The 20,205-nt window shown below is 60.4% G+C and carries 21 protein-coding genes and 2 tRNA genes; 7 read left to right on the forward strand and 16 right to left on the reverse strand.

Going from position 1 to position 20,205, the window contains the following annotated elements; genetic code table 11:
- Positions 1-106: 106 nt before the first annotated feature.
- Positions 107-427, forward strand: a complete 321-nt coding sequence (locus tag CV770_RS02385) for a hypothetical protein (protein WP_104461185.1) — start codon at positions 107-109, stop codon at positions 425-427.
- A 63-nt stretch (positions 428-490) separates the two neighbouring features.
- Here the strand turns inward: CV770_RS02385 and CV770_RS02390 are convergent, their stop codons facing one another.
- The 9 genes from CV770_RS02390 to CV770_RS02430 form a co-directional block, all read right to left on the reverse strand.
- Positions 491-1,411 carry a hypothetical protein gene (locus tag CV770_RS02390; RefSeq protein ID WP_146101230.1) on the reverse strand — a complete coding sequence of 307 codons (921 nt, stop codon included), beginning with the start codon at positions 1,409-1,411 and terminating at the stop codon, positions 491-493.
- A 30-nt stretch (positions 1,412-1,441) separates the two neighbouring features.
- A complete protein-coding gene (locus CV770_RS02395; RefSeq protein ID WP_104461187.1) occupies positions 1,442-3,172 on the reverse strand; it encodes an ATP-dependent helicase in 1,731 nt (576 codons plus the stop codon).
- Positions 3,169-5,121 (reverse strand): ATP-dependent nuclease, encoded by a 1,953-nt coding sequence (locus CV770_RS02400; RefSeq protein WP_104461188.1) that lies wholly within the window; start codon positions 5,119-5,121, stop codon positions 3,169-3,171. The genes CV770_RS02395 and CV770_RS02400 overlap by 4 nt, the downstream gene beginning before the upstream one ends.
- A 30-nt stretch (positions 5,122-5,151) precedes the next feature.
- Positions 5,152-5,874, reverse strand: coding sequence for a hypothetical protein (locus tag CV770_RS02405; protein WP_104461189.1), 723 nt, complete (start codon positions 5,872-5,874; stop codon positions 5,152-5,154).
- A gap of 8 nt (positions 5,875-5,882) precedes the next feature.
- Positions 5,883-6,287 carry a hypothetical protein gene (locus tag CV770_RS02410; RefSeq protein ID WP_104461190.1) on the reverse strand — a complete coding sequence of 135 codons (405 nt, stop codon included), beginning with the start codon at positions 6,285-6,287 and terminating at the stop codon, positions 5,883-5,885.
- Between the two features lie 7 nt (positions 6,288-6,294).
- Positions 6,295-7,314, reverse strand: a complete 1,020-nt coding sequence (locus CV770_RS02415) for a PIN domain-containing protein (protein ID WP_146101231.1) — start codon at positions 7,312-7,314, stop codon at positions 6,295-6,297.
- Positions 7,315-7,362: 48 nt separating this feature from the next.
- Positions 7,363-8,721 (reverse strand): hypothetical protein, encoded by a 1,359-nt coding sequence (locus tag CV770_RS02420; RefSeq protein ID WP_104461192.1) that lies wholly within the window; start codon positions 8,719-8,721, stop codon positions 7,363-7,365.
- On the reverse strand, positions 8,681-9,778 hold the full coding sequence (locus CV770_RS02425; RefSeq protein ID WP_104461193.1) for a nucleoid-associated protein: 1,098 nt from the start codon (positions 9,776-9,778) through the stop codon (positions 8,681-8,683). The genes CV770_RS02420 and CV770_RS02425 overlap by 41 nt, the downstream gene beginning before the upstream one ends.
- A gap of 304 nt (positions 9,779-10,082) precedes the next feature.
- Positions 10,083-10,168: transfer RNA gene (locus tag CV770_RS02430), tRNA-Tyr, on the reverse strand.
- A 206-nt stretch (positions 10,169-10,374) separates the two neighbouring features.
- Between CV770_RS02430 and rlmB the strand changes: the two genes are divergently transcribed.
- Positions 10,375-11,205: a 23S rRNA (guanosine(2251)-2'-O)-methyltransferase RlmB gene (rlmB, locus tag CV770_RS02435; protein ID WP_201759660.1), complete on the forward strand. Its 831-nt coding sequence runs from the start codon at positions 10,375-10,377 to the stop codon at positions 11,203-11,205.
- 123 nt (positions 11,206-11,328) lie between these two features.
- Here rlmB and CV770_RS02440 read toward each other — a convergent pair whose 3' ends face one another.
- Both CV770_RS02440 and CV770_RS02445 read right to left on the reverse strand, forming a co-directional pair.
- Positions 11,329-11,820: a hypothetical protein gene (locus CV770_RS02440; RefSeq protein ID WP_091957632.1), complete on the reverse strand. Its 492-nt coding sequence runs from the start codon at positions 11,818-11,820 to the stop codon at positions 11,329-11,331.
- Between the two features lie 43 nt (positions 11,821-11,863).
- On the reverse strand, positions 11,864-12,349 hold the full coding sequence (locus CV770_RS02445; RefSeq protein WP_091957636.1) for a hypothetical protein: 486 nt from the start codon (positions 12,347-12,349) through the stop codon (positions 11,864-11,866).
- Between the two features lie 283 nt (positions 12,350-12,632).
- On the opposite strand from CV770_RS02445, the gene CV770_RS02450 reads away from it, so the two are divergent.
- Both CV770_RS02450 and CV770_RS02455 read left to right on the forward strand, forming a co-directional pair.
- A complete protein-coding gene (locus tag CV770_RS02450; RefSeq protein WP_091957640.1) occupies positions 12,633-13,094 on the forward strand; it encodes a hypothetical protein in 462 nt (153 codons plus the stop codon).
- A 166-nt stretch (positions 13,095-13,260) separates the two neighbouring features.
- Positions 13,261-13,335: transfer RNA gene (locus tag CV770_RS02455), tRNA-Thr, on the forward strand.
- 18 nt (positions 13,336-13,353) lie between these two features.
- Here the strand turns inward: CV770_RS02455 and CV770_RS02460 are convergent.
- The 4 genes from CV770_RS02460 to CV770_RS02475 form a co-directional block, all read right to left on the reverse strand.
- Positions 13,354-13,767: a GFA family protein gene (locus CV770_RS02460; protein WP_201759661.1), complete on the reverse strand. Its 414-nt coding sequence runs from the start codon at positions 13,765-13,767 to the stop codon at positions 13,354-13,356.
- 228 nt (positions 13,768-13,995) lie between these two features.
- Complete coding sequence (locus tag CV770_RS02465; protein WP_104461231.1) at positions 13,996-15,828, reverse strand: outer membrane protein assembly factor BamB family protein; 1,833 nt, start codon at positions 15,826-15,828, stop codon at positions 13,996-13,998.
- Between the two features lie 93 nt (positions 15,829-15,921).
- Positions 15,922-16,635 carry a class I SAM-dependent methyltransferase gene (locus CV770_RS02470; protein WP_104461196.1) on the reverse strand — a complete coding sequence of 238 codons (714 nt, stop codon included), beginning with the start codon at positions 16,633-16,635 and terminating at the stop codon, positions 15,922-15,924.
- Positions 16,636-16,830: 195 nt separating this feature from the next.
- Entirely contained in the window at positions 16,831-18,528 is a 1,698-nt protein-coding gene (locus tag CV770_RS02475) for a methyl-accepting chemotaxis protein (RefSeq protein ID WP_104461197.1), read from the reverse strand.
- A gap of 246 nt (positions 18,529-18,774) precedes the next feature.
- On the opposite strand from CV770_RS02475, the gene CV770_RS02480 reads away from it, so the two are divergent.
- Positions 18,775-18,975, forward strand: a complete 201-nt coding sequence (locus tag CV770_RS02480; protein ID WP_104461232.1) for a hypothetical protein — start codon at positions 18,775-18,777, stop codon at positions 18,973-18,975.
- Between the two features lie 3 nt (positions 18,976-18,978).
- Here CV770_RS02480 and CV770_RS41435 read toward each other — a convergent pair whose 3' ends face one another.
- Positions 18,979-19,245 (reverse strand): hypothetical protein, encoded by a 267-nt coding sequence (locus CV770_RS41435; RefSeq protein ID WP_146101232.1) that lies wholly within the window; start codon positions 19,243-19,245, stop codon positions 18,979-18,981.
- Between CV770_RS41435 and CV770_RS02485 the strand changes: the two genes are divergently transcribed.
- Together CV770_RS02485 and CV770_RS02490 are read left to right on the forward strand one after the other, a co-directional pair.
- Entirely contained in the window at positions 19,244-19,621 is a 378-nt protein-coding gene (locus CV770_RS02485) for a hypothetical protein (protein WP_104461198.1), read from the forward strand. The two genes, CV770_RS41435 and CV770_RS02485, sit on opposite strands and share 2 nt — an antisense overlap.
- Positions 19,622-19,925: 304 nt before the next feature.
- The gene (locus CV770_RS02490; protein ID WP_091957649.1) at positions 19,926-20,180 is read left to right on the forward strand and encodes a hypothetical protein; all 255 of its coding nucleotides are present in this window, start codon (positions 19,926-19,928) and stop codon (positions 20,178-20,180) included.
- The last annotated feature ends 25 nt before the right edge of the window (positions 20,181-20,205 follow it).

Raw genomic sequence — 20,205 nt, forward strand, 5'->3', positions numbered from 1 at the left:
TCAGAAGTTGACGTTCAAGAAAGGAGAAACGCCTCCGGGAGCCAGACCTTTCCCCAAAGGTATTAGTGGGAATCCTGCCGGACGGCCTAAGGGGTGAGCCAAGCGAATGTTCTCACCCATCCGCGCCCTAAGCGGTCTCGTGAGCTTCGGCAAGCCGTACCTTGTCGGCGAGAACGGCCCCGAGCTCTTCGTGCCCGGTATGTCGGCGAACGACAAGCTGCGCAGCCTGACCTCAGACGGCGCGGCGGCGGTAGCTGCGACGTCCAGCGAGCACGGCAGCCGCGCCGGTGGTCCGATCGCGATCACTAACCATTCGACCATCAACGGGGCCGACAATCCTCGCGCAGTGGCAAATCAGATCGACAATCGGTTCGCCACGCTCATGCGACAGCTCGAAAGCGAGCAACGGGGGTTGTTGAGCGATTGAGCACCTAGGAGCGGCGGTCTGACCTAATTCAACTACCGACGGCGGCCGCTAAACCTCGCAGGCTCACCAACAGGTATATAGTCGCCCGCAAACATTACCTTCATCGATCTCCTTCAATCGAGCCTTGCTGCCTGAGTCGCTCAAGATGTAGTCACAAATATCTTGGTATCGCTCGTCGAGCCGACGAGTGATCCACTTGTCCGTCATAACCCGCTTCTCCTTTTCAAACATGCTATCTCGTCGCTGTTTAAGAACGCTCTCAGCGTCGGCGAGCATTGCCATGCGCTTATAGAGGACTTCGATCTGTTCTGACTTCGTCATATAAACTTGGCTCTTGACCACCTTATCCCGATCAGGAGGCGAAAGAGGGCCTGACCTTTGAGGGACCTGAATCAATAGATTCCCTGCTAGCAAGGCGTAGTAGAGAGAGCACTCTTGAAGCTCTTTAGCGAACTCTATGGCAGCCGAGCTACCTGCTTGAGCCACAGGAGGAAGCAGCGATGCGACCGCGCCGGCCACTGCATCAATTTTGTGAAACGATTTGCAATTCTTGGCGAGGACGTTCATCTCAAATTCGCTAGCTGGAGTTCGCGGTGCTGCAAATTTCTCTTTTATCGATCGCGTTGCCGCATCTCCAATCTGCTTAAAGCGTTCGGTCGGCATGTCTTCGGACACCAAAGCGCTCAACTCAAACGAGATTTCCCCCACGTCGTGAATTTCAGCCATTCGTTCGGTAGTTTCTGCTTGTTTGGAAATCACTAGAAAAACATACCCACACTCAAACAATCTCGAAATAACCTTTTCGCGAAGTGCGGCATCGCTTCGTGAACGCTGGCGTATCTCGCGATTGATGTCGCTCGCGATTGATGCAGTTATCCGCTCCTTCTCCGCCTTGCTAAGCTGTGCAGCCGCTGGGGACGCTCCATGTAAGAGCAAAACCACAGCCGAAAGTGACAGGATGGATCGATTGTAAGAACCGCTCATTGCCCCCTAACCGAGACGTTCTCCAAGATTTCAAAGTGCAACGATCCGTACCGCGCGGCCACCCGCGTCGAGGATAGTCTTCAACGCTGCGGCACGGCTGTTGGGAGCAGCAATCGCCAACAAACGCTCAGCACGGGACGCAGCAACGTAAATCTTCCGAGCTTCCTCGACAGGCTTGTTAGCCCTCTCCGCACCGGTCAGAACATTCAAAATATCTCCTGATGTCTTGACGGTAAGCACGACGCAGACCGCCGGAAACTCCAAGCCTTTGACCGAATGAATCGCCTTGGCCGGGAGGGCAGTCGGGGATGCCTCTGCGAGCACAGCCGGTAACTTTTGATTGTATCGCAACCGCTGACCAATGCTAGACGAGCCGACGAGATCGGACCCTAGCAAATCGCGAGCACGCTTGAGCCAATCCTCGGCGCTCTCCCCAGCGAACACCTTTAACGCCTGACCTATGGCGATAACGCCCGGCCGCCAACGGCCATCATCAAGACGGCTGTTGAGCACGTGAGTTGAATAGGCTCCCGCATTGGAGATTTCTCCCCGCACTTGCAGTATTGCTCGATGCAAGACAACAAGCGCCTCCCGGCGATTGCCCGCCGCGAAAGCGAAGTGGAGGCCCATAACAGCCTCTGCCAACAGAAGGGTCTTATCATTGCCTGCATCGGGTACTGCCCGTCCAACCGCATTCCCCGCGCTGGCCCAAGTAGCAGCCAGCACTAATGCCTGCTCCGGCGGAATGCGAATGTCTGACGCCATCTTTTGGAATTGAGTGCCGATCGATGCGGGAACGCCGGTGCCACCATAAGCCAGGATGTAAACTGGCGCAGTCTCGTATTGATATCGCCCTACGGCTTGGTCAACCGCACCGCGCGAGGCAGGCGGGCGCAACTGGGATATAGCGGCGCAGATCGCGGGAGATGAACGGAAATTGCCGCTCATTTGCAACTGATCGATTTTGTCGAACTTATTCGCAAACCTCAGAAGCTCATCCGTGAGGCCGCCCCGAAACGCGTAGATCGCTTGGTTGGGATCGCAAACGACCTTGACTTTAATGCCAGAGGTTCGCAACCATTCGATAATGTCGAGGTCAGTCGGGTTGCAATCCTGAGCCTCGTCAATGACGATTTCACGGAATCGACCGCAGAGAGCCGCACCCAGCCGGGCAGAGAGAGCCCGATCGGCAAGGCGTTCACTGACGCTGTTGCGGACGTCGTCGAAATCTAAATGTCCATTGGACAACGCTCGCGCGATAATATTGCGCGCTCTTGTCTCCCACGCGGCTGGTCCATGCTTGGGCGCAAACCCTGTGTCGGCTGCTTTATCAGCAAGCAGTGTGCCGGTGGCCCTGTCGAAATGTCTTAGTTTGAGTGTATGCGCTGCCTCGAAAGGCTTGACCTCCCATTCAGACTTGTCAGGCACAAGTCTTGGGAGTTGGTTGCAGCCGTCCACACCGAATGGAGCGATGAAGAACTGCCAGAGAAATCGATCAAACGTACCAACAAAGCTCGGAAACAGCGGCGACGGCAGAATGCCGAAATTGCGCAATCGTGTTTCCAACTCCTCGACCGCCGCATTCGTGAATGAAAGAAAGGCAACGCCGCGTCGATCATTCGCGTTTGACAAAAGATGTCGCGCGCGCTCGACCATGGTGCGTGTCTTCCCCGCACCGGGGCACGCTCGTACAAATGCATGGCCTTCGTGCCCAATAATCGCCTGTTGCTCCTTAGTCGGCAGGAAAGCGCCATTGGTCACGCCACGACCTCTCGGATAGTCCTTTCGATGTAGGGCGGCACAGTAAAAGCGAAGGCTTTCTTCTCTATCAGATCGGCCAGCTTTTGGGCGAAGTCGCCCTTGCGCGCATTTTTGAAGATGGCTCCGATGGCCCTTGCGCGCTCGTCACCCGCAAGTGCTGCGGCCCTATCCCACTTGTTGGCGGACCGGGGATGCATACTCAGGTAGACGGCGCGGAGGATAGCTCCGTTGCCAGCCTCAAGCAGTTCGCTTTCTAGCGAGTAGCGCGAGGTAATCGCGGCCATAATTTCGGCTGCACCATTTTCGATTGCGAGCGCATCCAATGCGCGCTTGCGTCGCTCTCCGGGGATGATCCTTTCCTCGTTCGCCACCGAGGACGCGCTGCCCGCTGGTCGGCTTTCGTCAGTGCTTGGATCGTCATCTTCATTCTCGTCTTGGTCGGCCACACCGTCACCGTCCGTCATGATTACGACCCGCTCAGCGATGCGCGCCTCATTAATTGGGCATGTTAAAAGGTTGGCATACGGATTGAAGTCGACTCCATCAATCGGAACAAAAACGGCTGAGCGAAACAGGCGTAGCTTCTCCGGCTCATCTTTGAGGGTGAAGTATTCAGCGATTACTGGGAGCAGCAAGGCTTCCGCGATACCCTCTACAAGGAGAACGCGTCCGCCGAACAACAGGGCCGCCTTTGTCACGTCGAGGTAGCGATCAATCTTGCGTCGTTCGAGGTCACTCAAGTCTATCTGAGCGAGGGGGATGCATCGGGTTGATCGACGAAGCGCGGCTGCGGCGGCAGTCGTCACTAGGCCTTCGATAGAATCGGCTGGATCGCCTGTGCCCTCTGCTATCCCGGTCTCAATTACAGCCGCATCGGCGGCGGCCGGCGCCCCATCTTCGTTAGGAGTGACAGATTCCGTCGCGGCCGCAGGCAGGACCGATTTGAAGACCACCAACTGCTTGCTGCTAACCCAGGCGGACAAGTTTGGCGAATGGCTGGCAACGACAACCTGCACTTGGCCTGCCGGACCATGTTCAGGCGTGTCGACTCCAGATTGAACAGCTTGATCCTTTAAGAATGCAAGGACCGCCGCCTGAAGTTGCGGATGAAGATGTGCTTCAGGTTCTTCCACCAGAAACAGAGTTAGATCAGAATTGCGCACTTTCTCTAACTCAACAGCGATAGTCGCCATGAATAAAAGGTTCGCGTAGCCATGGCCTGAGTACTGTAAATCTTCTGGTTGGACGCCGTGGTCGGCCAGCTTGAATCTTAGATCGCGCGCGATATCGACTAGAGTTTCTTGCGCAGCGAAGCCTAGGGCGGCCGACTGAGCCCGCACACCAGCAGTCAGCGCTGTCAAGCTCTTGCCGACGGCCTTATCAACCTTGGAGAGCACGTCATGGCCAGCGCGCCGAGCTAAGTCGCGCGCGAGGTCCGACGCCGACACATCCCCGAGAAAGTGATTTAGGAGGGCTGTGATCCGCGAGGGATTCCCGGAAGCCAAAGCGCGCTTGGCGTCACGGAGAGGCGGCAAGTAGACATGCCGGATCATGTCATGGCAGCCGGGCTCCGGTTGGTTGCCCGCCTTGCCTGCCCAAAGGCCCGGTCGATCGCCGAGGCCGCCGCTATGACGTAGGCCGAACCGCGCTTCGGAAAGCGTCGCGTCCGTGCTTGCAGAGATCAACCGCCCCTGCTGGCCTACATTGAGATCAGTGAAGACAGCTTCGAGCTCAAAGCCTCCAGTTTGGCTTTGAAAGCGTACATCGGTGGGCTCACAATAAATCTCCCGACGTCCCCCGAGCGGCTGAGTCAGAAGTCGGATGGCGTCAATGGCGTTGCTTTTGCCCCCATTGTTCTCGCCGACGAAGACAGTGAGATCTTTTTGAAGCTCCACTTCGCCCATGTCGAACGAACGAAAATTGCGCAGCGCGATCGATTTCAAATACATCGAATCCAAATTCCCCGGGAAAGGCTAGTTTCAAAATGGCAATTGCGCCGCCGCTATCCTCGTGTCGAAATTCGATTTGGCGAAGTGAGCCGGAAAAACTAAGTTAAAAATCTTGAGGCTACATATACCGGCCTGGGCGCAGCTCTTGAGGCCATGTTGTAGCTGTAAGCTATCGCCCGCCAGCATCATCACTTGCATATTTCCGGTATTGAGCGAACCCGGCACCACGCTACCTAGTACTCCCTTTTCGTTGGGATGCGCGCCGAAGTCGATGCTCTTCTCGTACAGATCTTGATAGATCGCGACGAGCGGCGCATCGCCTTTTTCAATCGCCTCCCGGACAGCTCGATTGCTAAACTTTCTTCGCACTCCGGCGAGATTCTGATCCCGCTGAAGCCAGAGCTTCGCCAATTCCGGATGATCAAAGACGAGCTTCGCGTAGCCGGCATACTCCAAACACGACCGCTGCAATGGGAAGCTATCGGCCGGCTGACTCAAGCCTACCATCACCGACGACCGGAACGCACTAAAGGATCGAAAGAAGAGCAAGATCGGCACCAACTCAGTCTCGCTCGACGGTTTAAAGCCGTCATGCACCGCGAAAAAGATTTCGTCGATTGCCGTCAGACGCGCCGCTACGACGTTGTTGAGCGCCACGAAGGCGACCGAGTTACTCCAGCATTCTTCTATGAACGGGAACAGATCGCCCCGCTGCCATTCCGGCGGGCGAGCGCGGGCCAGATTATTGGGCACAGTGCACCTCAACGGTTTGGCGGGTCCTTGCCTTCAATCAGATCTTCTAGAGTATACGGGTCGCGCTTGATCGTTACCGCACGTTCAGCGTTTCGCTTTGCCCTTTGACAGTCCGCTGCCGCTTGCGATAGCGACGCGGTAAGCCACCCGAACAATCCGAGGAGAACGAAAAGGCCCGAGGTGGCCGACTGCTCCATTGTCCAATCAAAGATTTTCTGAATGCCGACCAAATCGGTATGCGGGATTGGTAGAGGAATGTCGCGCATTTCCTCATAGATGAGATATTGCGGCCACTCGCCGTATTTAATCCAGGTAATCGCGCAGACTGCCAGCCTGCCGATCCAGCAAAAGAGCCAGCCCACCGTTATGATGCCGCTTGCAACTGACAGGAGGCCTATTACCGCGCAGTCCATGCTTCACCTATGTATCCAGCATGTCCCAATCGTCGCCTAAGACCCAACGCAGAGCAGAAAGTTTACCGTTGAGCATTCCCCACTCGAAATCGTCCCACGGACCCATATTCTTGATGCCATACCGCTTTTCCACGCGCTTCGCTGCCTTGAGCGCACCTTCCCAAATATCGCGTTGAATCGGCCGGACCGCGCCGAGCGGCGTTGGAAAGGTCTCTTTGTCGACGAGTTGGATATGCTTAGCCTCTATCTGCTCCTCGCGAACCTTGTGCCGGTTGTACCAGACTTTGTCGATCAACTCTCCAATGGAATTGGCTATATCGGACACGCTGCGGATCGGTGGCTCATAGTTATCGTACATCCAAGCGTTCGGCCCGGTGAGATGCATTCTGCCTAAAGCATCACCAACAGTGATGTAGTACCGCGATTTCCGAGCCGAGAAGAAAGCCGCAAAGTCGGGATGCGGCACCTTATGACTGCCGGTAGGCTCGCTGAAATCGCGATGATTGTGCGTGACGAACCCGAATCGATCTTTAGCTTTGGATTGACCTTTGATGACCTCGCCGTAGGCTTCCATTATCAGGGCATCATTCATGCTGTTTTTGTCGCGGTGAAACGGCGCGCGCTTTTGCATCGCGCGCTCGGCAGCCCGGACCTTCATCCCTTGACTTATGGGGAAGATCTTACCGTGCTGCATGAGCGACTGAATTTGGTCGGCCGCGTCCTCAGCGACCGACCTTGGTGTCCTGATTTGGCTATTGGCCTGATCGAGCAACCGATCGAGCACCTTGGACCTCCGGCCCTTTCGCTGCTGGGCGACGATCTCCTTCGCTCGGCTCATTGTCGTGGTAATGCTCTTCACGTATTCGTCGATGACTCGCGTGCGGTTCCTAATGAACTCGTCGAGAACGATTTGTGGTACGATAATTTCAATACGATTTTCGTTCCGAAGACCGGCAAGTATTTCGATATTTCTCGCTTGCGCGGGCGTCTTTGCCATATCGAGCCAAACGCAGGTATCGACCAACATTCTCAGCATCAAAACCTCAATCAGGCGTGAGCCTTTATCGTTCGAAATTCACAGAGACGAAATTACCATGTGAAAGAAGTTATCGCTCGCGCGGAATCCATAGTGCGCAATCCCAAGGAGGACCACGACCACAATCAGATATGCAAGTACGATAAATCGTCGATACCAGCGGAAGTTACTCTCGGCCTTCCGGTAATGCTTGCCGGCGAGTTCCTCGTATTCTTGGTCCAGTAATAGCGGGCCATACAGGCGCGATCGAAAGCTCTTCTCATTTTCAACGATCCCGCTAACGGCGCTGGACGCCGCAACGCACGAAAAGATGCAACTGGCTAGCAAATAAGCGGCGACCATCCAGAGAAGCCAATTTCCCACCGTCGAGCTCGCAAGACGAAAGGCAATTACGCCGAAGGCGACTGCCGCGTCGCGCCACAGCCCGGACGAAAGCGAGGATGTGTTATTCGCCAATGAGCGCACATCATCTGCCAGTCCCTTTCGGAGATCGGACATGAGTTTAAAGGCATCGACGCCCTTGGATTGAATGTGGAGACGATAAGCCGTTCGAGCGGACGCGAAAGCTCCTTCCAGGCTCTCTCGCAGTCCATCCTGCCAACTCGAATCTGTCTGCCACAGCCGAACCAGTTCGGCGGATAGCAAACTATGGCGGGTTTCAGCGTCCCGCCCATCAAGATAAATCCACTCGCATACGTCGGACAACGTCGAAAGAAGCTCGGGCGAAGTCCATGACGAAAGCGGCGCAATAGCTGCGATTACCTTACGTCCACTGCGAAGATGTGCAACGGCCTTTCCATCGTCGTCGATTGATACAGCGTCAGGTAAACACAATGAGAGACGATAACTCGCAACATTCAAAATCTTATCGCGGAGCCATGCATCGGCTACGATCCACGTGCTTACGCTGGTCGGAACCAAGCCTTTCCCAGACATGTCATTGACGAGTCGTCGAGGGGAAGGCGCCGCATCGACGCTTTGCGTAGGAGATGATGTAGAGGAGTCATCCATCCAAGGTCGGACGATCAACCCGGCGCTGGTGCTTTCGAAGTCAATCTCAGCAATCAGTACATTTTCGACGGACTCGAATCTGCTCGGCTCCGTGGCAGCGGAGCGACAAAAGCCATCGATCGTGAAAAACTTTAAAGTATCAGGATGCGGTACTTTGATTATTCGTATCGAGAAGGCTCTTTCTGAAAACTCCTCAAGATCATCGTCCAACAGTTCATAATCATCCGAATGATCCGTCACGCTAATGGTGACCCCCATTTCGGCGGCTTCCAGGCGTGCAGCCTGAAGGAATTGCCAAAACGGCGTCCCGCTGACGGTTATCGTCTGTTGATAGAGATCGCTGGTTTCACTGACGGGGCCGGCCGCGTGCTGGCGCAGCGCTTCCATCAATGCTTTCGTCCGAGAGTTCGTCATCAATAATACCCTGCGTCCTGATTGTTATCGTGGCGCTTCCGTCTGGGCCTCGGTCCACATTCACGACGGCTTTGCCTGCGTCATCAAGTTGCTTCGGGTAGATCACCCAGATGTTTTCTTGCGTTCTGAGGCGCCGAACTTGGGGGGACTTGACGCGCGCTTTATCGATTTCGATCACTTCACCTGAAATGCGATTTCGATGAAGCTCGCGCTCAACGTCTTTTCTGAACCCATCGTCCTGCCAGAACGGACCGAAGACTTGAGCCCCGAAAACGTTGAGGTCTTCTCCGGGCTCGATTGCGTCACGCGAACGCGTCGCTTCGTGTAGGTTCCTTCTCCAATTCCGCTTGACGTCTTCCGGCATCGATTGCCGGTAGACAGCGGCGCTGGCCGCAAGTGACTTGATAAGCCGATCGGTGGCGTCTGATGGCGTCCAAAGCCGCTTTACGCCCAGAAAGGTCTTGAAGTACTCGGTGATATTTCGCTTGTTGGCTCGGTCGTAGACGGCAAGGTCTCCTCCTTTCGCATCCAACACTATCAACGCTGATTTCTGCATCGCCTTGCGATCCTCAACGAATGTGTTGTTTACTTCAGTGACCTTTGCGCGAACGCGACCGTCTTTCGTTGTCTGCTGGTATCGCAGCACTTTTTGATCGTCGAACTTGATGAGCGCAAAAGCGGGCGTGGGCAATCCGCCGAGTTGAGCCACGATGAACGCGCCTTTCGACGAAAGCGGTGCGCCCTTGTGGCCGCTCTGAAAGACCTCGGTCAGTTCCTTAGAGCGCTGGACAAACTTGCTGCTGTCTTCGGACACACTCCGAAGCGAGGGCCGCACTCCCGCATCTTCACCGATGAAATTGAACCTGTTTCCGACATTCGTTTCCCGAATCCGAGCTAGAAAAAAGCTCTCGAATCCAGCCGCATCGATCTCGTCCATCAATTGAAAATCTTCGTCGGCCGGGCCGACAACATGGAAAATCATTCGTTGGATGGAAATACGATCGAGCGCATCTTCATCTAAAAGACCCATTCGTTCCCCCGTCACGTGCCGCGAAGCGAAGACGGAAGTAGCAGAAAGTTCGCTGCTCAACTAACGCGCAATTCGGAACATAATGAGAACACTCTAAGCCGTCAATACGGACTCCGGAAGTTTGGCTACGGCTCTCACGAAGGCGGAGAAGGAGCTTGTCGCGCGGCCACGAGCCGGGCTGCGCCCGTGTCTTCTTGTTGTTGAAAGCGATCGGATTAGTGGGGCTTGAAGTGGGGCTCAGAAGCATCCGAAAAATCTGGCGCGCGGGCGGCACCTGATTTTTCGACTAAGCTATTGAAAAGATTGGTGGGGGAGGCAGGACTCGAACCTGCGAAGCCATGAGGCGGCTGATTTACAGTCAGCTCCCTTTGCCACTCGGGACACTCCCCCGCTCGACGGCAGCACAATCGGGCCGGACCTTGCCGGCGACCGAAGACGGCCATGGAACGTGAAGGCCGCGACAGCCCGGATGGGGGCGCGACCGGGCGCGGTTATGGGCGATCCGATGGGGCAAAGTCAACCGAGGCGAACAGCTAAAATCGCCTTCGAAGCCACCCAAATTGCCATATTCCGGGACCCGTGACACAAGCGAGCCCATGAAGGATCGAAAATTCACCCCCAGGGGCCCTCGCGGCGGGGCTAAGCCCTTCAACAGGCCCGGGAAATCGGGCGGCCGGCCGGCCTGGCGCGACCGCGATTCGCATGCCGACGGGCCGGTCATCCTCTATGGCTGGCATACCGTCACCATGGCGCTGGCCAACCCGGAGCGGCGGATCCGCAAGCTGACGCTGACCGAGAACGCAGCGAAGCGGCTCGTGGACGAAAATATCCAAACCCGCGTCACCCCCGAGATCGTCCGGCCCCAGGAGATCGACCGCCTGCTGCCGCCCGACGCCGTGCATCAGGGCCTGCTCGCCGAGGCCGATCCCCTGCCCTCGCCCGACATCGAGGACTTGGCGCAGGAAGGCATGGTGCTGGTGCTCGACCAGATCACCGATCCCCACAATGTCGGCGCCATCCTGCGCTCGGCCGCAGCGTTCGCGGTGAAGGCGATCGTCACCACCGCGCGCCACAGTCCGGAAGCAACCGGCGTGCTCGCCAAGGCTGCCTCCGGTGCGCTGGAGCTGGTGCCTGTTGTGACCGTGCAGAACCTCGCTCGCGCCCTGACCACGCTGAATGAAATCGGCTTCCAGACCGTCGGCCTCGACAGCGAAGGCAGTGAGGATCTCTCGGACGTCGCATTGCGCGAGCCGCTCGCGCTCGTACTCGGCGCCGAAGGCAAAGGCCTCAGGCAATTGACCCGCGAGACCTGCAGCGTCGTGGCGCGGCTCGACATGCCCGGCGAGATCAAGAGCCTCAACGTCTCGAACGCCGCCGTGCTCTCGCTTTATGTCGGCGCGAGCCGGCTGGGGCTGATGAAGCGGTAAGTGTTTTCGAGCGAAGTGGATACCGGTTCGCGTCAAGAAAACGCGTCAAACCAAAAATCCAAAAAGCAAAACGCCCGTCCGCATCGCGCGAACGGGCGTCTCTTTAGCTCAACCGATCAGAGATCAGTAGTAGCGGCGCAGCACGCGGTGACCGCCGTAGTACGGCGCCGGCACGTGACGGTGGGCGTAGCCGTAGCGCGGACCATAGCCGTAATGCGTGCGCGGCAGGTAGCCGTGCCGCGGGCCGTAGCCGTAGCGGTACGGACGGTAGTACGGGCGGTGATAGGGAGCCACGGCGGCGCGATAGCCGTAGCCGTAATTGGCGGGCGCGACGACCGCGTCTTCACGGTAGGTCGGATACGGCGCGAAAGCGCCCGGGCCGGTGTAGGTCGGGCCCTGGTTGACGTAATAATACTGCGTGGTCGGCTCGGCGAGACGCTCGAAGGCGCCATAGCCGTAGCCGGCACCATAGCCGTAGCCGCCGCAACCGGTGTTGCAGCCGGAATAGACCGGCGCGACTGGCTGGCACGGGTTGAAGCCGCACGCCGCGGCGGGTGCCGTGGCGACGAACATCACGGCAGCTGCCGCGACCAGTCCCGAAATCATTTGACGCATTACTCTCTCCTGTTGATTTCTGTTTGTTGGATTTTGACGTTTCTTAACCCGGCGGCTTGCCGGGGACCTGGACATGCGGCCGCGGTCGCGGTGGCCGCGGACGATCGTTGATTTCAGGCGCGAGGATCACCGGCGGCGGATCGACGGGCACGTCCATCTGCGGCGGCAGCGGCGCCGATTGCGCGCCCCAGCTCTGGTGATAGCTCTCGGCGGGCTTCGGCAATTTGCGGTTCGCGGGCGGCTCGACCTCGAGCCGGCCGTAGCCGGGTCGCAGGCCCAGCGTCGGATAATAATGGCCGACGTCGGCGGGCTGCCGCTCGGCGATATAGCGCCCGCCATAGATCGTGGGCTGCACCTGCTGGTTCTTGCCCAGGCCCCAGACACCCTCGACCACGGCATAGGACGCGTCGATGTTGTTGATGATGATCGGCACGCCGGGCCGGCCGGGAACGACGATATCGAAGCCGCTGCCGGCAAACGCCGTCGCGGGCAGTCCGATCAGAAAGGCAGCGAGCGCCACAACGCGCATGAGGGGGACCCCGGTTATGCGGCGGCAACCTATCCGATCGCGGCGCAGAGAGGGTTAAGGCCCGCTCACCAAATTCCGGTAAGCCTAATGTGTAAGGATTGCGCGCCGCTCAAATGCTGCAAACCGAATGAGCGAAACGTTAACGGCGTGTGACTCCGCCGCACGGAACCGCGCCGTGCGCTCACATCCGTTTGACCGTTTGCTTGCGAAATCCCCCGGTTTCATCGGAACGTCCGGCGCCGCAAGCGTTTAGCCCCCGTCAACAAAATGGGAGCCAACAACCATGAACATCAAACTTCTTGGAGCGACGGCGATTGCGGCGACCATGCTGGCAGGCTCTGCCATGGCGCAGGCCGTCGTCACCAATCCCGGCCGCTGCTCGGCGCAATTCCCCAACGCCAATTGCCAGAATCTCGGCCCCGGCAATCCTTACACCGATAGCGGATACCGCCATCGCCGCGTGTCCTATCGTCAGACCAATGGCGACTGGAATAACGACTGGAACAGGAGCCGCACCGGCTTCTGGCCGACCGACGTCGCGGCCGGCGTAGCCGGCGCCGCGATCGGCACCGCGGGCGCGATTGCCAGCGCGCCGTTCCGCGCCTGGGACAATTCCTATGCCTACGACAATTCGTGGGACAACCGCGGCTGGGACACCCGTACCTACGCCCAGCGTAACGGCTTCGTCTGCACGCCCGGCACCTGGTTCAAGGGCGCAGACGGCCGCCGGCACATCTGCCAGTAAGGCGATCTAAATCGATGCGAGAGATCAGGCGGCCTCCGGGCCGCCTGATTCATGTCTGCGGCGACGGCCTTTCCGGTTCTGGCACTTTCCGATCAAGTCTGGTATTGCGGCGCGCAACGGGTGGACACCCCGGCCCATGCCGGCCCTACCCGCGTCGTCAGGCGTCGCCGGCTTAGCTCAGCGGTAGAGCAGCGGTTTTGTAAACCGAAGGTCGGGGGTTCAATCCCCTCAGCCGGCACCAGCATCTGGCGCGCAGTTTTCAGCTTGAACGCTTCGGCACGCTGCCTTGCTGGAAGTGCTCGGCACCTGACATCTCCACCCATCCATGTTTCGACTGCTCGAACACTGATCTGATGGGCGGTGGAAAATCGGAATTCGCGATCGCGCCGACGGCAACGCCGATCATCGCAGGCAAATTCTCGGCTTGCCAATAAACCGTCGAGCCGCAGTCAGGACAAAAATAGCTGCGGACCTTGCCGCCGCTTGCGGCTGTCCGAACGTACGGCTTTGGCGTCCCTGAAATCGTGACGGTCTCTGCAGCGTAGAAGGCGCCGACGCCGAACGGCGCGCCGGTTCGTCGCTGACAATCAACACAATGACAGGCGACGACGAGTTGCGATGGTCCCGGAAGCGACAGTGCGAGAGCACCGCAGCTGCATCTGGCATCGATCATCGAATTCTCTCCTCGTTGGTCGGGATGCAGTTGAAAGGGAGGCGCCTATGACGAGGTTGACGAAGCGGCCTCAACCCGTGCCCCGGACGCAGTGCAGCGCCTCTTCGGCGATGCGCTGCAGAGCCGGGGCCCATCGCGCCGCATTCCTCCGTGCCGCTTTCTGGGTCCCGGCTCAGCCCCGCAACGCTGAAGGCGTTGCAGCGCGTCCGGGACACGACGGCGAAATTCTCAGTCCGTCCCGACCTCGAACGCCAGCAGCACGTTGCCGGCGACGCCGCTCCATTGGCCGTAGCCGGAATTGGTGTAGAGCATGCCGCCGGCGATGACCGGCCCGGGGCCGTCGATCGCGCCGCCATGGGCGGGGACGCCGTTCACGGCCTTGAAATCCTGCGCGGTGTCGAACTCCCAGAGCAGCTTGCCGTCGGTGGCATAGGCGCGCAGGAAGCCGCTGACGCCGCCGGAGAATACCACGCCCGGGATCAGGCTCACCGCCGCCGAAAGCGCGGGGCTGCATTGGGGACGGTCGCCGCAGGTGACCGGCGGCACTTCCATCGCGATCTTGCCGCTGACGAGATCGAGGCCGAACAGGCCGCCGCCTTGCGTCGAATCGAGTTGCCGCGTGCCGTCACGCATGAAACGCACGTCCGAGTTGGCGACATAGATGCGCTCACCGTCCGCGGCCGAGCCCCACTCGCTGCCGCCGAGCGCACCGCCCTTCCCGATCCGGGTCTGCCACAGGATCTTGCCGCCGTCGTCGGGATCGAGCGCGTGCACGACGCCGGACTTCTGCGCGATGACGAGCACGCGCCTGCCGTCGCGCAAGGTCACGAGGATCGGCGATTGGCCGAAATCGTGATCGGGTCCGTGATCCTCCGGGCAATTGGACTTGTCCGCAGTGAAGCACGCCACGACGAAGGCATCCTTGGGCGTGGCCTGCTGCTTCCAGAGCAGCTTCCCGGTCGCGAGCTCAAAAGCGAGGATCGCATCGGCGGTTGCCGCCGGCGGGTTCGAGTATGAATTGCTGGTCGCCACATAGACGGCGCCCCGCTTCGCATCGATCGTCGGCGCCGACCAGATCGCGGCGCCGGACGGACCGAACAGCTGCGTGCCCCTGGCGTTCTTGCCGGTCGGATGCGGCACTTCCGGAATCGTATAGGCCTGCCAGACCAGCTTGCCGGTCACCGCGTCCAGCGCCACCACGCTGCCGCGGAAGGTGCAGCATTCGTAACTGGCTTGCGAGCCTGCGGCTTCCTCGATCGAGGACACCGGCACGTAGAGCACGCCCGAATGCAGCGTCGGCGCGCCGGTGATGCGCGCGGCGGCATGCTCCTCGACCTTCGTCTTCCAGATCAGCGCGCCGGTCAGCGCGTTCACGGCATAGGCGTTGGCGCGCAAATCGCCGAAGAAGATCGCGAACTGGTCGGAGCCCGGAAGTGGCGCAAAGCTGATCGCGGCCCGCACCGCCGCATCGATCGCCAGCGTCCACAGCGTGCAGCCGCTGCGCGCGTCGAGCGCGTGCACCTTGCGATCGGTGCCGCCGATGAACAGGATTCCGCCCACGATGGTCGGCGGCGCAAACGACACCGAGGCGCCGGGGAACGCATAAGCCCATTTCAACCGCAGGCGCGGCACCTGCTCCGCGGTCAGCCCCGCCATGTCGGCGGGCTGGAAGCGGCTGTTGTTGGTGTCGACGCCCCATCCGTTCCAGCGCGGACCGTCAAAGGCTAGCGGAAAACCGCTGACCTGCTGCGTGCAGCGGCCTTCCGCGTCGGCTGCAATGCCATCGCTCGCGATCTTGCCGGTGACGAAGGAAGCGATCGCGCGGCGCTCCGCATCGCTGCGATCCTTCGCCATCGCCGCCATACTGCCCGAGGTCAAGGTGCCCAGCACATGATCGAACGACATCGCCTGCATGGCGCCGCGGCCCGGCACGCGGCTCTGCGCATCGCCGTCGTGGCATTGCGCGCAATGCGCGGCATAGAGCGCTGCCCCCTCCTGCTGCGCCAGCGCCGGCGCGCTGCACCAGATCAACAACGCGGCCAGGACAGCACATGCTCTCATGGTGGGCTCCGGCATACGACAGGAGATCGCAACACAACCCGAAATCTATCGCCGGGGCGATCACGGACGCAATGGACGTTCCGCCCGCAGCTGTCACACATCCGTGGCCGTGCGGACGCGATCCGGCAACTCGTCCAGCCGCCAGAGCCCGAGGCTCTTGTCGCGCCAGCCGCCATCGCCCTCCTCGCAGCGCTCGTCGATCAACTCGCGCGGCGCCGGCCAGTCGAACGGCGCCTTCGTCATGTTGAGCGCGCGCCAGTCGCCATCCTCGCAATCGCGGTTTTCCTCCCACTCCGGAAACGTCGTGGCGAGCAGGAATTGCGCGCCGCTCTCGCGAAAGCGGGCGATGACGCGGGCGATGTTCTGAAAACTCAGATGCACCAGGCAATCCCGGCACAGGATCAGATCGGCGCGCGGCAGTGCATCGCGCGTGATATCGGCCACCAGGAATCGACCGGCCAATTCACCGCGCGCCGCACGCGCGTTGTTGGTCTCGATCAGCGACGGCACGATGTCGATGCCGATGTAACCGAGATCGAGATTGAGGTGGCCGATCCAGCCGGCATCGCCGCAGGGCGCATCAAGCAGCGAGCGTACGCCGAGCCGCTGCAGCAGCGGAGGAAGCGCATCCCGGATCGCGGCGGTGGCCGTGTCCTCCGAGCCGAGGCCCGACACCGAGTTCGTGGCACCCCAAAGGTTCGTCCGCTCGATCCGCTCGAACCGCGCGGCGAGATCTAGTCCCGAGAAATTGTCGCGGTCGGCGACGAAGCGTTCGTGGGCGAGCACGGGAGGACGATTGGAGATCATGGGATCGGACTCAAGGTCGAGATTCCGGTGCAAACACGCTATACTCGCGTCCGATGCGCTCGACCACCCCGAGAGAGAAGGCCAAGATTGCCGCTGGCGCGGTGACGGCCGTCGTCATGACGGCCGTGCTGTTGGTGTTCGTGCTCGCTTGTCTGCTGGCGCTCTAAGACGCGCGACGGACGGATGCCGGCGGACTTACGCCGTGCGCACCGTCCGCAGGAATTTCCCGACCTCGTCCTTCAGCCGGTTGCTGTCGGTCGCCAGCATCTTGGCGGTCGAGAGCACCTGCGAGGAGGCCGAGCCGGTCTCGGCCGCTCCGCGCTGCACGTCGGTGATGTTCGAGGAGACCTGCTGGGTGCCGTGAGCGGCCTGCTGGACGTTGCGCGAGATCTCCTGGGTCGCGGCGCCCTGCTCCTCGACGGCCGCGGCAATGGTCGAAGACACCTCCGACAGCCGCTCGATGGTCACGGAGTTATCGCGGATCGCGTTGACGGATTCCTGGGTCGCGGTCTGGATGCCGGAGATCTGCAGACTGATCTCGCCGGTCGCTTTCGCGGTCTGCTCGGCCAGCGTCTTCACTTCGGACGCGACGACCGCGAAACCGCGGCCGGCCTCGCCGGCACGCGCCGCTTCGATCGTGGCGTTCAGCGCCAAAAGGTTGGTCTGGCCGGCAATGGTGTTGATGAGCTCGACGACGTCGCCGATCCGCGTCGCGGCAACCGAGAGCTCGCTGACCCGTTCCGTCGTGGTGCGGGCCTGGGCGACGGCTTCGCCCGCCATCCGCGCGGATGCCTGCACCTGCCGGCTGATCTCGTTGACCGAGGAGGACAGCTCCTCCGTGGCGGTCGCGACCGACTGCACATTGCCGGTAGCTTCGCCGGACGCGACTGCGACGACCGAGGTCAGCTCCTGCGCGCGCTGCGCGGTGGTCGCCAGCGTCGAGGACGACGCTTCGAGCTCGGTGGAGGCGGATCCGACCGTCTCGATGATCTCGCCGACTGCACGTTCAAAGCCGTCGGCGAGGTTGACCATGTCGCGACGGCGCTGCTCGGCAGCCTGCTTCTCGACTTCGAGCTGTGCGGCCTTGAGGCGCTCGACCTCCAGTGCATTGGTCTTGAACACTTCGACCGTGTTGGCCATGTCGCCGATCTCGTCGCGCCGGTCCTTCTCGGGCACCTCGGTCTTGAGGTCGTTGCGGGCAAGCCCCTCCATGGCGAGCTTGAGCCGGGCGATCGGCTGCGACATCGCCTTGAGGCCGATGAACAGCGCGATCGCAATGCCCAGGATCAGGCCGCCGGCGCTGACGCCGATCACGGTCCAGGTCGCGGCGTGAGCGTCGCGGCTGATGGTGTCCTTGCGCTTGGCGACGGCCTGGGCGGTCTCGGTCGTGAACTTGGCGATGCGCAGCAGGGCCGCATCGATCAGGGGATCGCACTCCTTGTGCGCGCGTTCGGCTGCCCTGGCATTCTCTTCCGTGCTGCTGGCCTGTGAGCCGGCCTGGAGCACCGGATCGCAGCCGATGAAGGCGGCTTTCAACTGGTCGCCGATGCTCTTCAGCTCGCCGGCACGCGATGGGTCGTCCTGCTCGGCCGCATCGAGGAATTGACGGATTTCGTCGCGGTTCTGGGTCGCGGTCTTGAGGCGTTTGGCATTGCCCGCCTCGGTTGCCTCGGTGAACACCGCATAGAGCGCCGCGTGGTAGGTCTCGGCGCGGCGCTGGGCGCGGGTGAGGTTGAGAGAGGAAGATTGCGCGGCGGAGAGCTCGCCGAAACCGTCCACGGTCGCGGAAAGTTCGCGCACGCCAAAGGCCGCGACGGTGATCATTGCACAGCCCATCACGGTCACGATCAACGCGACCTTCCAGACGATCTTCAGATTGTTCAAAAAGCTCATATAAGCCGTCCAATGATGGTGCTGCCGGCGATAATCCCAGCATCGTGCATTGGAACCGGCGGATGTTAAGATTTAACCTCAAGTCGCCTGGGTATTCTTACGCAAAAATAACCCTTCTGCGCTCCGACGTAAGCTTGGCGTAAGCTTCGGCCCATTTCGGTCGCGCGATCCGGCGTCGCCGGCCCGGAACCGAGCCTCCGCGTCAGCCGTTGTCGACCTATGCGGATCAGGGAAGAAAACCGAAATATGTTTCTGCTAGCGACCGTGACGCTGTGCTGTGTCGCCGTGACCGGGACATTAACGTTGTTCGAGCCGATGCTTTCGCCGGCCCCCGAAAAGCGGGTCGCCGAGACAGCCGTGATCGACGTCACCCGGACACCGGTTCAGACACCGGTCCGGGTGGTTGGCGCACCGTTCGAGCCCAACATCAATCCGCGCCAACGATAGCGCTCACCTCGGCGACGCCTGCGTGCCCTCCTCGGGCCGGCCTTGCGAACGCGCCAATTCCTCGACGAACGCGATCACCTCCGCCCGCTTGTCGGGCGGCAGCAACAGGAACGCGCGGATGAGCCTCAGGCCCTCCACTTCGTCCGACCGTTCTTTTCCGGAATCCATCCGCCTATTTTCAGGCGACCGGGAAAAATATGCAATCCCCTTGTTTCCGCCTTGATTCGGCGCGGCCGCCTTGCTGGAATGGGGCCGGCTGAGGTGGATCATGAAATGGATCGCGGAACGCGACGCGCTGATCGCGCAGACACTGGCCTTCGTCCAATCGGTGACCGGCAGGAAGGATGATGTCCTTCAGCCGGAAGGGACCCCGGTTGCCACGACAGTCGCGGTCGAGAGCATTGCCGTGGAAGCCGCCGCAGTCGAGATCGAGCTGGCGCAAGCTCCGGTACCGCCCCCACCACCCACTCCTCTGCCGCCACCGCGGGTGATCGGTGATTTCCGCACCGAGATGCAGGCCCGCATCGCCAATTTCCGCAAGCATCAGGAGCGGTTCGAGCGCGAGCGCGAGGAATATTGTGCCGAAACCCTGACCAAATTGCGCGCCGCCATCCACGACGCCTCTGGCCCATCGGCCAAAAAATAAGGCCGCCCTCCCGTCAGAGGGGCCCTACAGCCAGGACCACACCAGCCAAAGATTGGCCGCGCAGGCGCCGAATAACGCCAGCGTCAGCGGCAGGAGCATGTGCCCGCAGGAGGTCTTCAGGTCGCTCGTCATGGCGGAAAACATCCGCTGATTCCGCCAAACGAGTCCCAAGGATTCTTTTTTTCGCGATTCAGGACTCGTTAAGGACTCAGGGCCCGGCAGCCCGATCACGGCCCCGTGATCAGCAGCCGCCCGGAACCGGCGGCCCATGAGGTCGTTAACGCGGTTTCCGGGAGCGGGAAGAATGCCCTACGCCTTGTTCTGCAACGACGCCCAGATCAGCAAGGCCTATCCGAGCGAAGCTGACGTCTGGAAGCTCGCGTATCGGAGCGGCCTGGTTGTGGACGTCAGCGCCGACGAGGAGCGTCCCGGGCCACGCCGGGTGCTCGACAACGACTACGAGATCAGGCCCTGCCGGGTCGCCCAGGGTGAGGACCCCGCCCAAAACAAGGCCGAGGCCGACCGCCAGTCGACGATGGAGCTCGAGCTGAATTCGTGAGGTCCGGCGGAGCAAGCCGCAAAGC

The sequence above is a fragment of the Bradyrhizobium sp. AC87j1 genome, from assembly GCF_002936975.1.
Lineage (GTDB): Bacteria > Pseudomonadota > Alphaproteobacteria > Rhizobiales > Xanthobacteraceae > Bradyrhizobium > Bradyrhizobium shewense.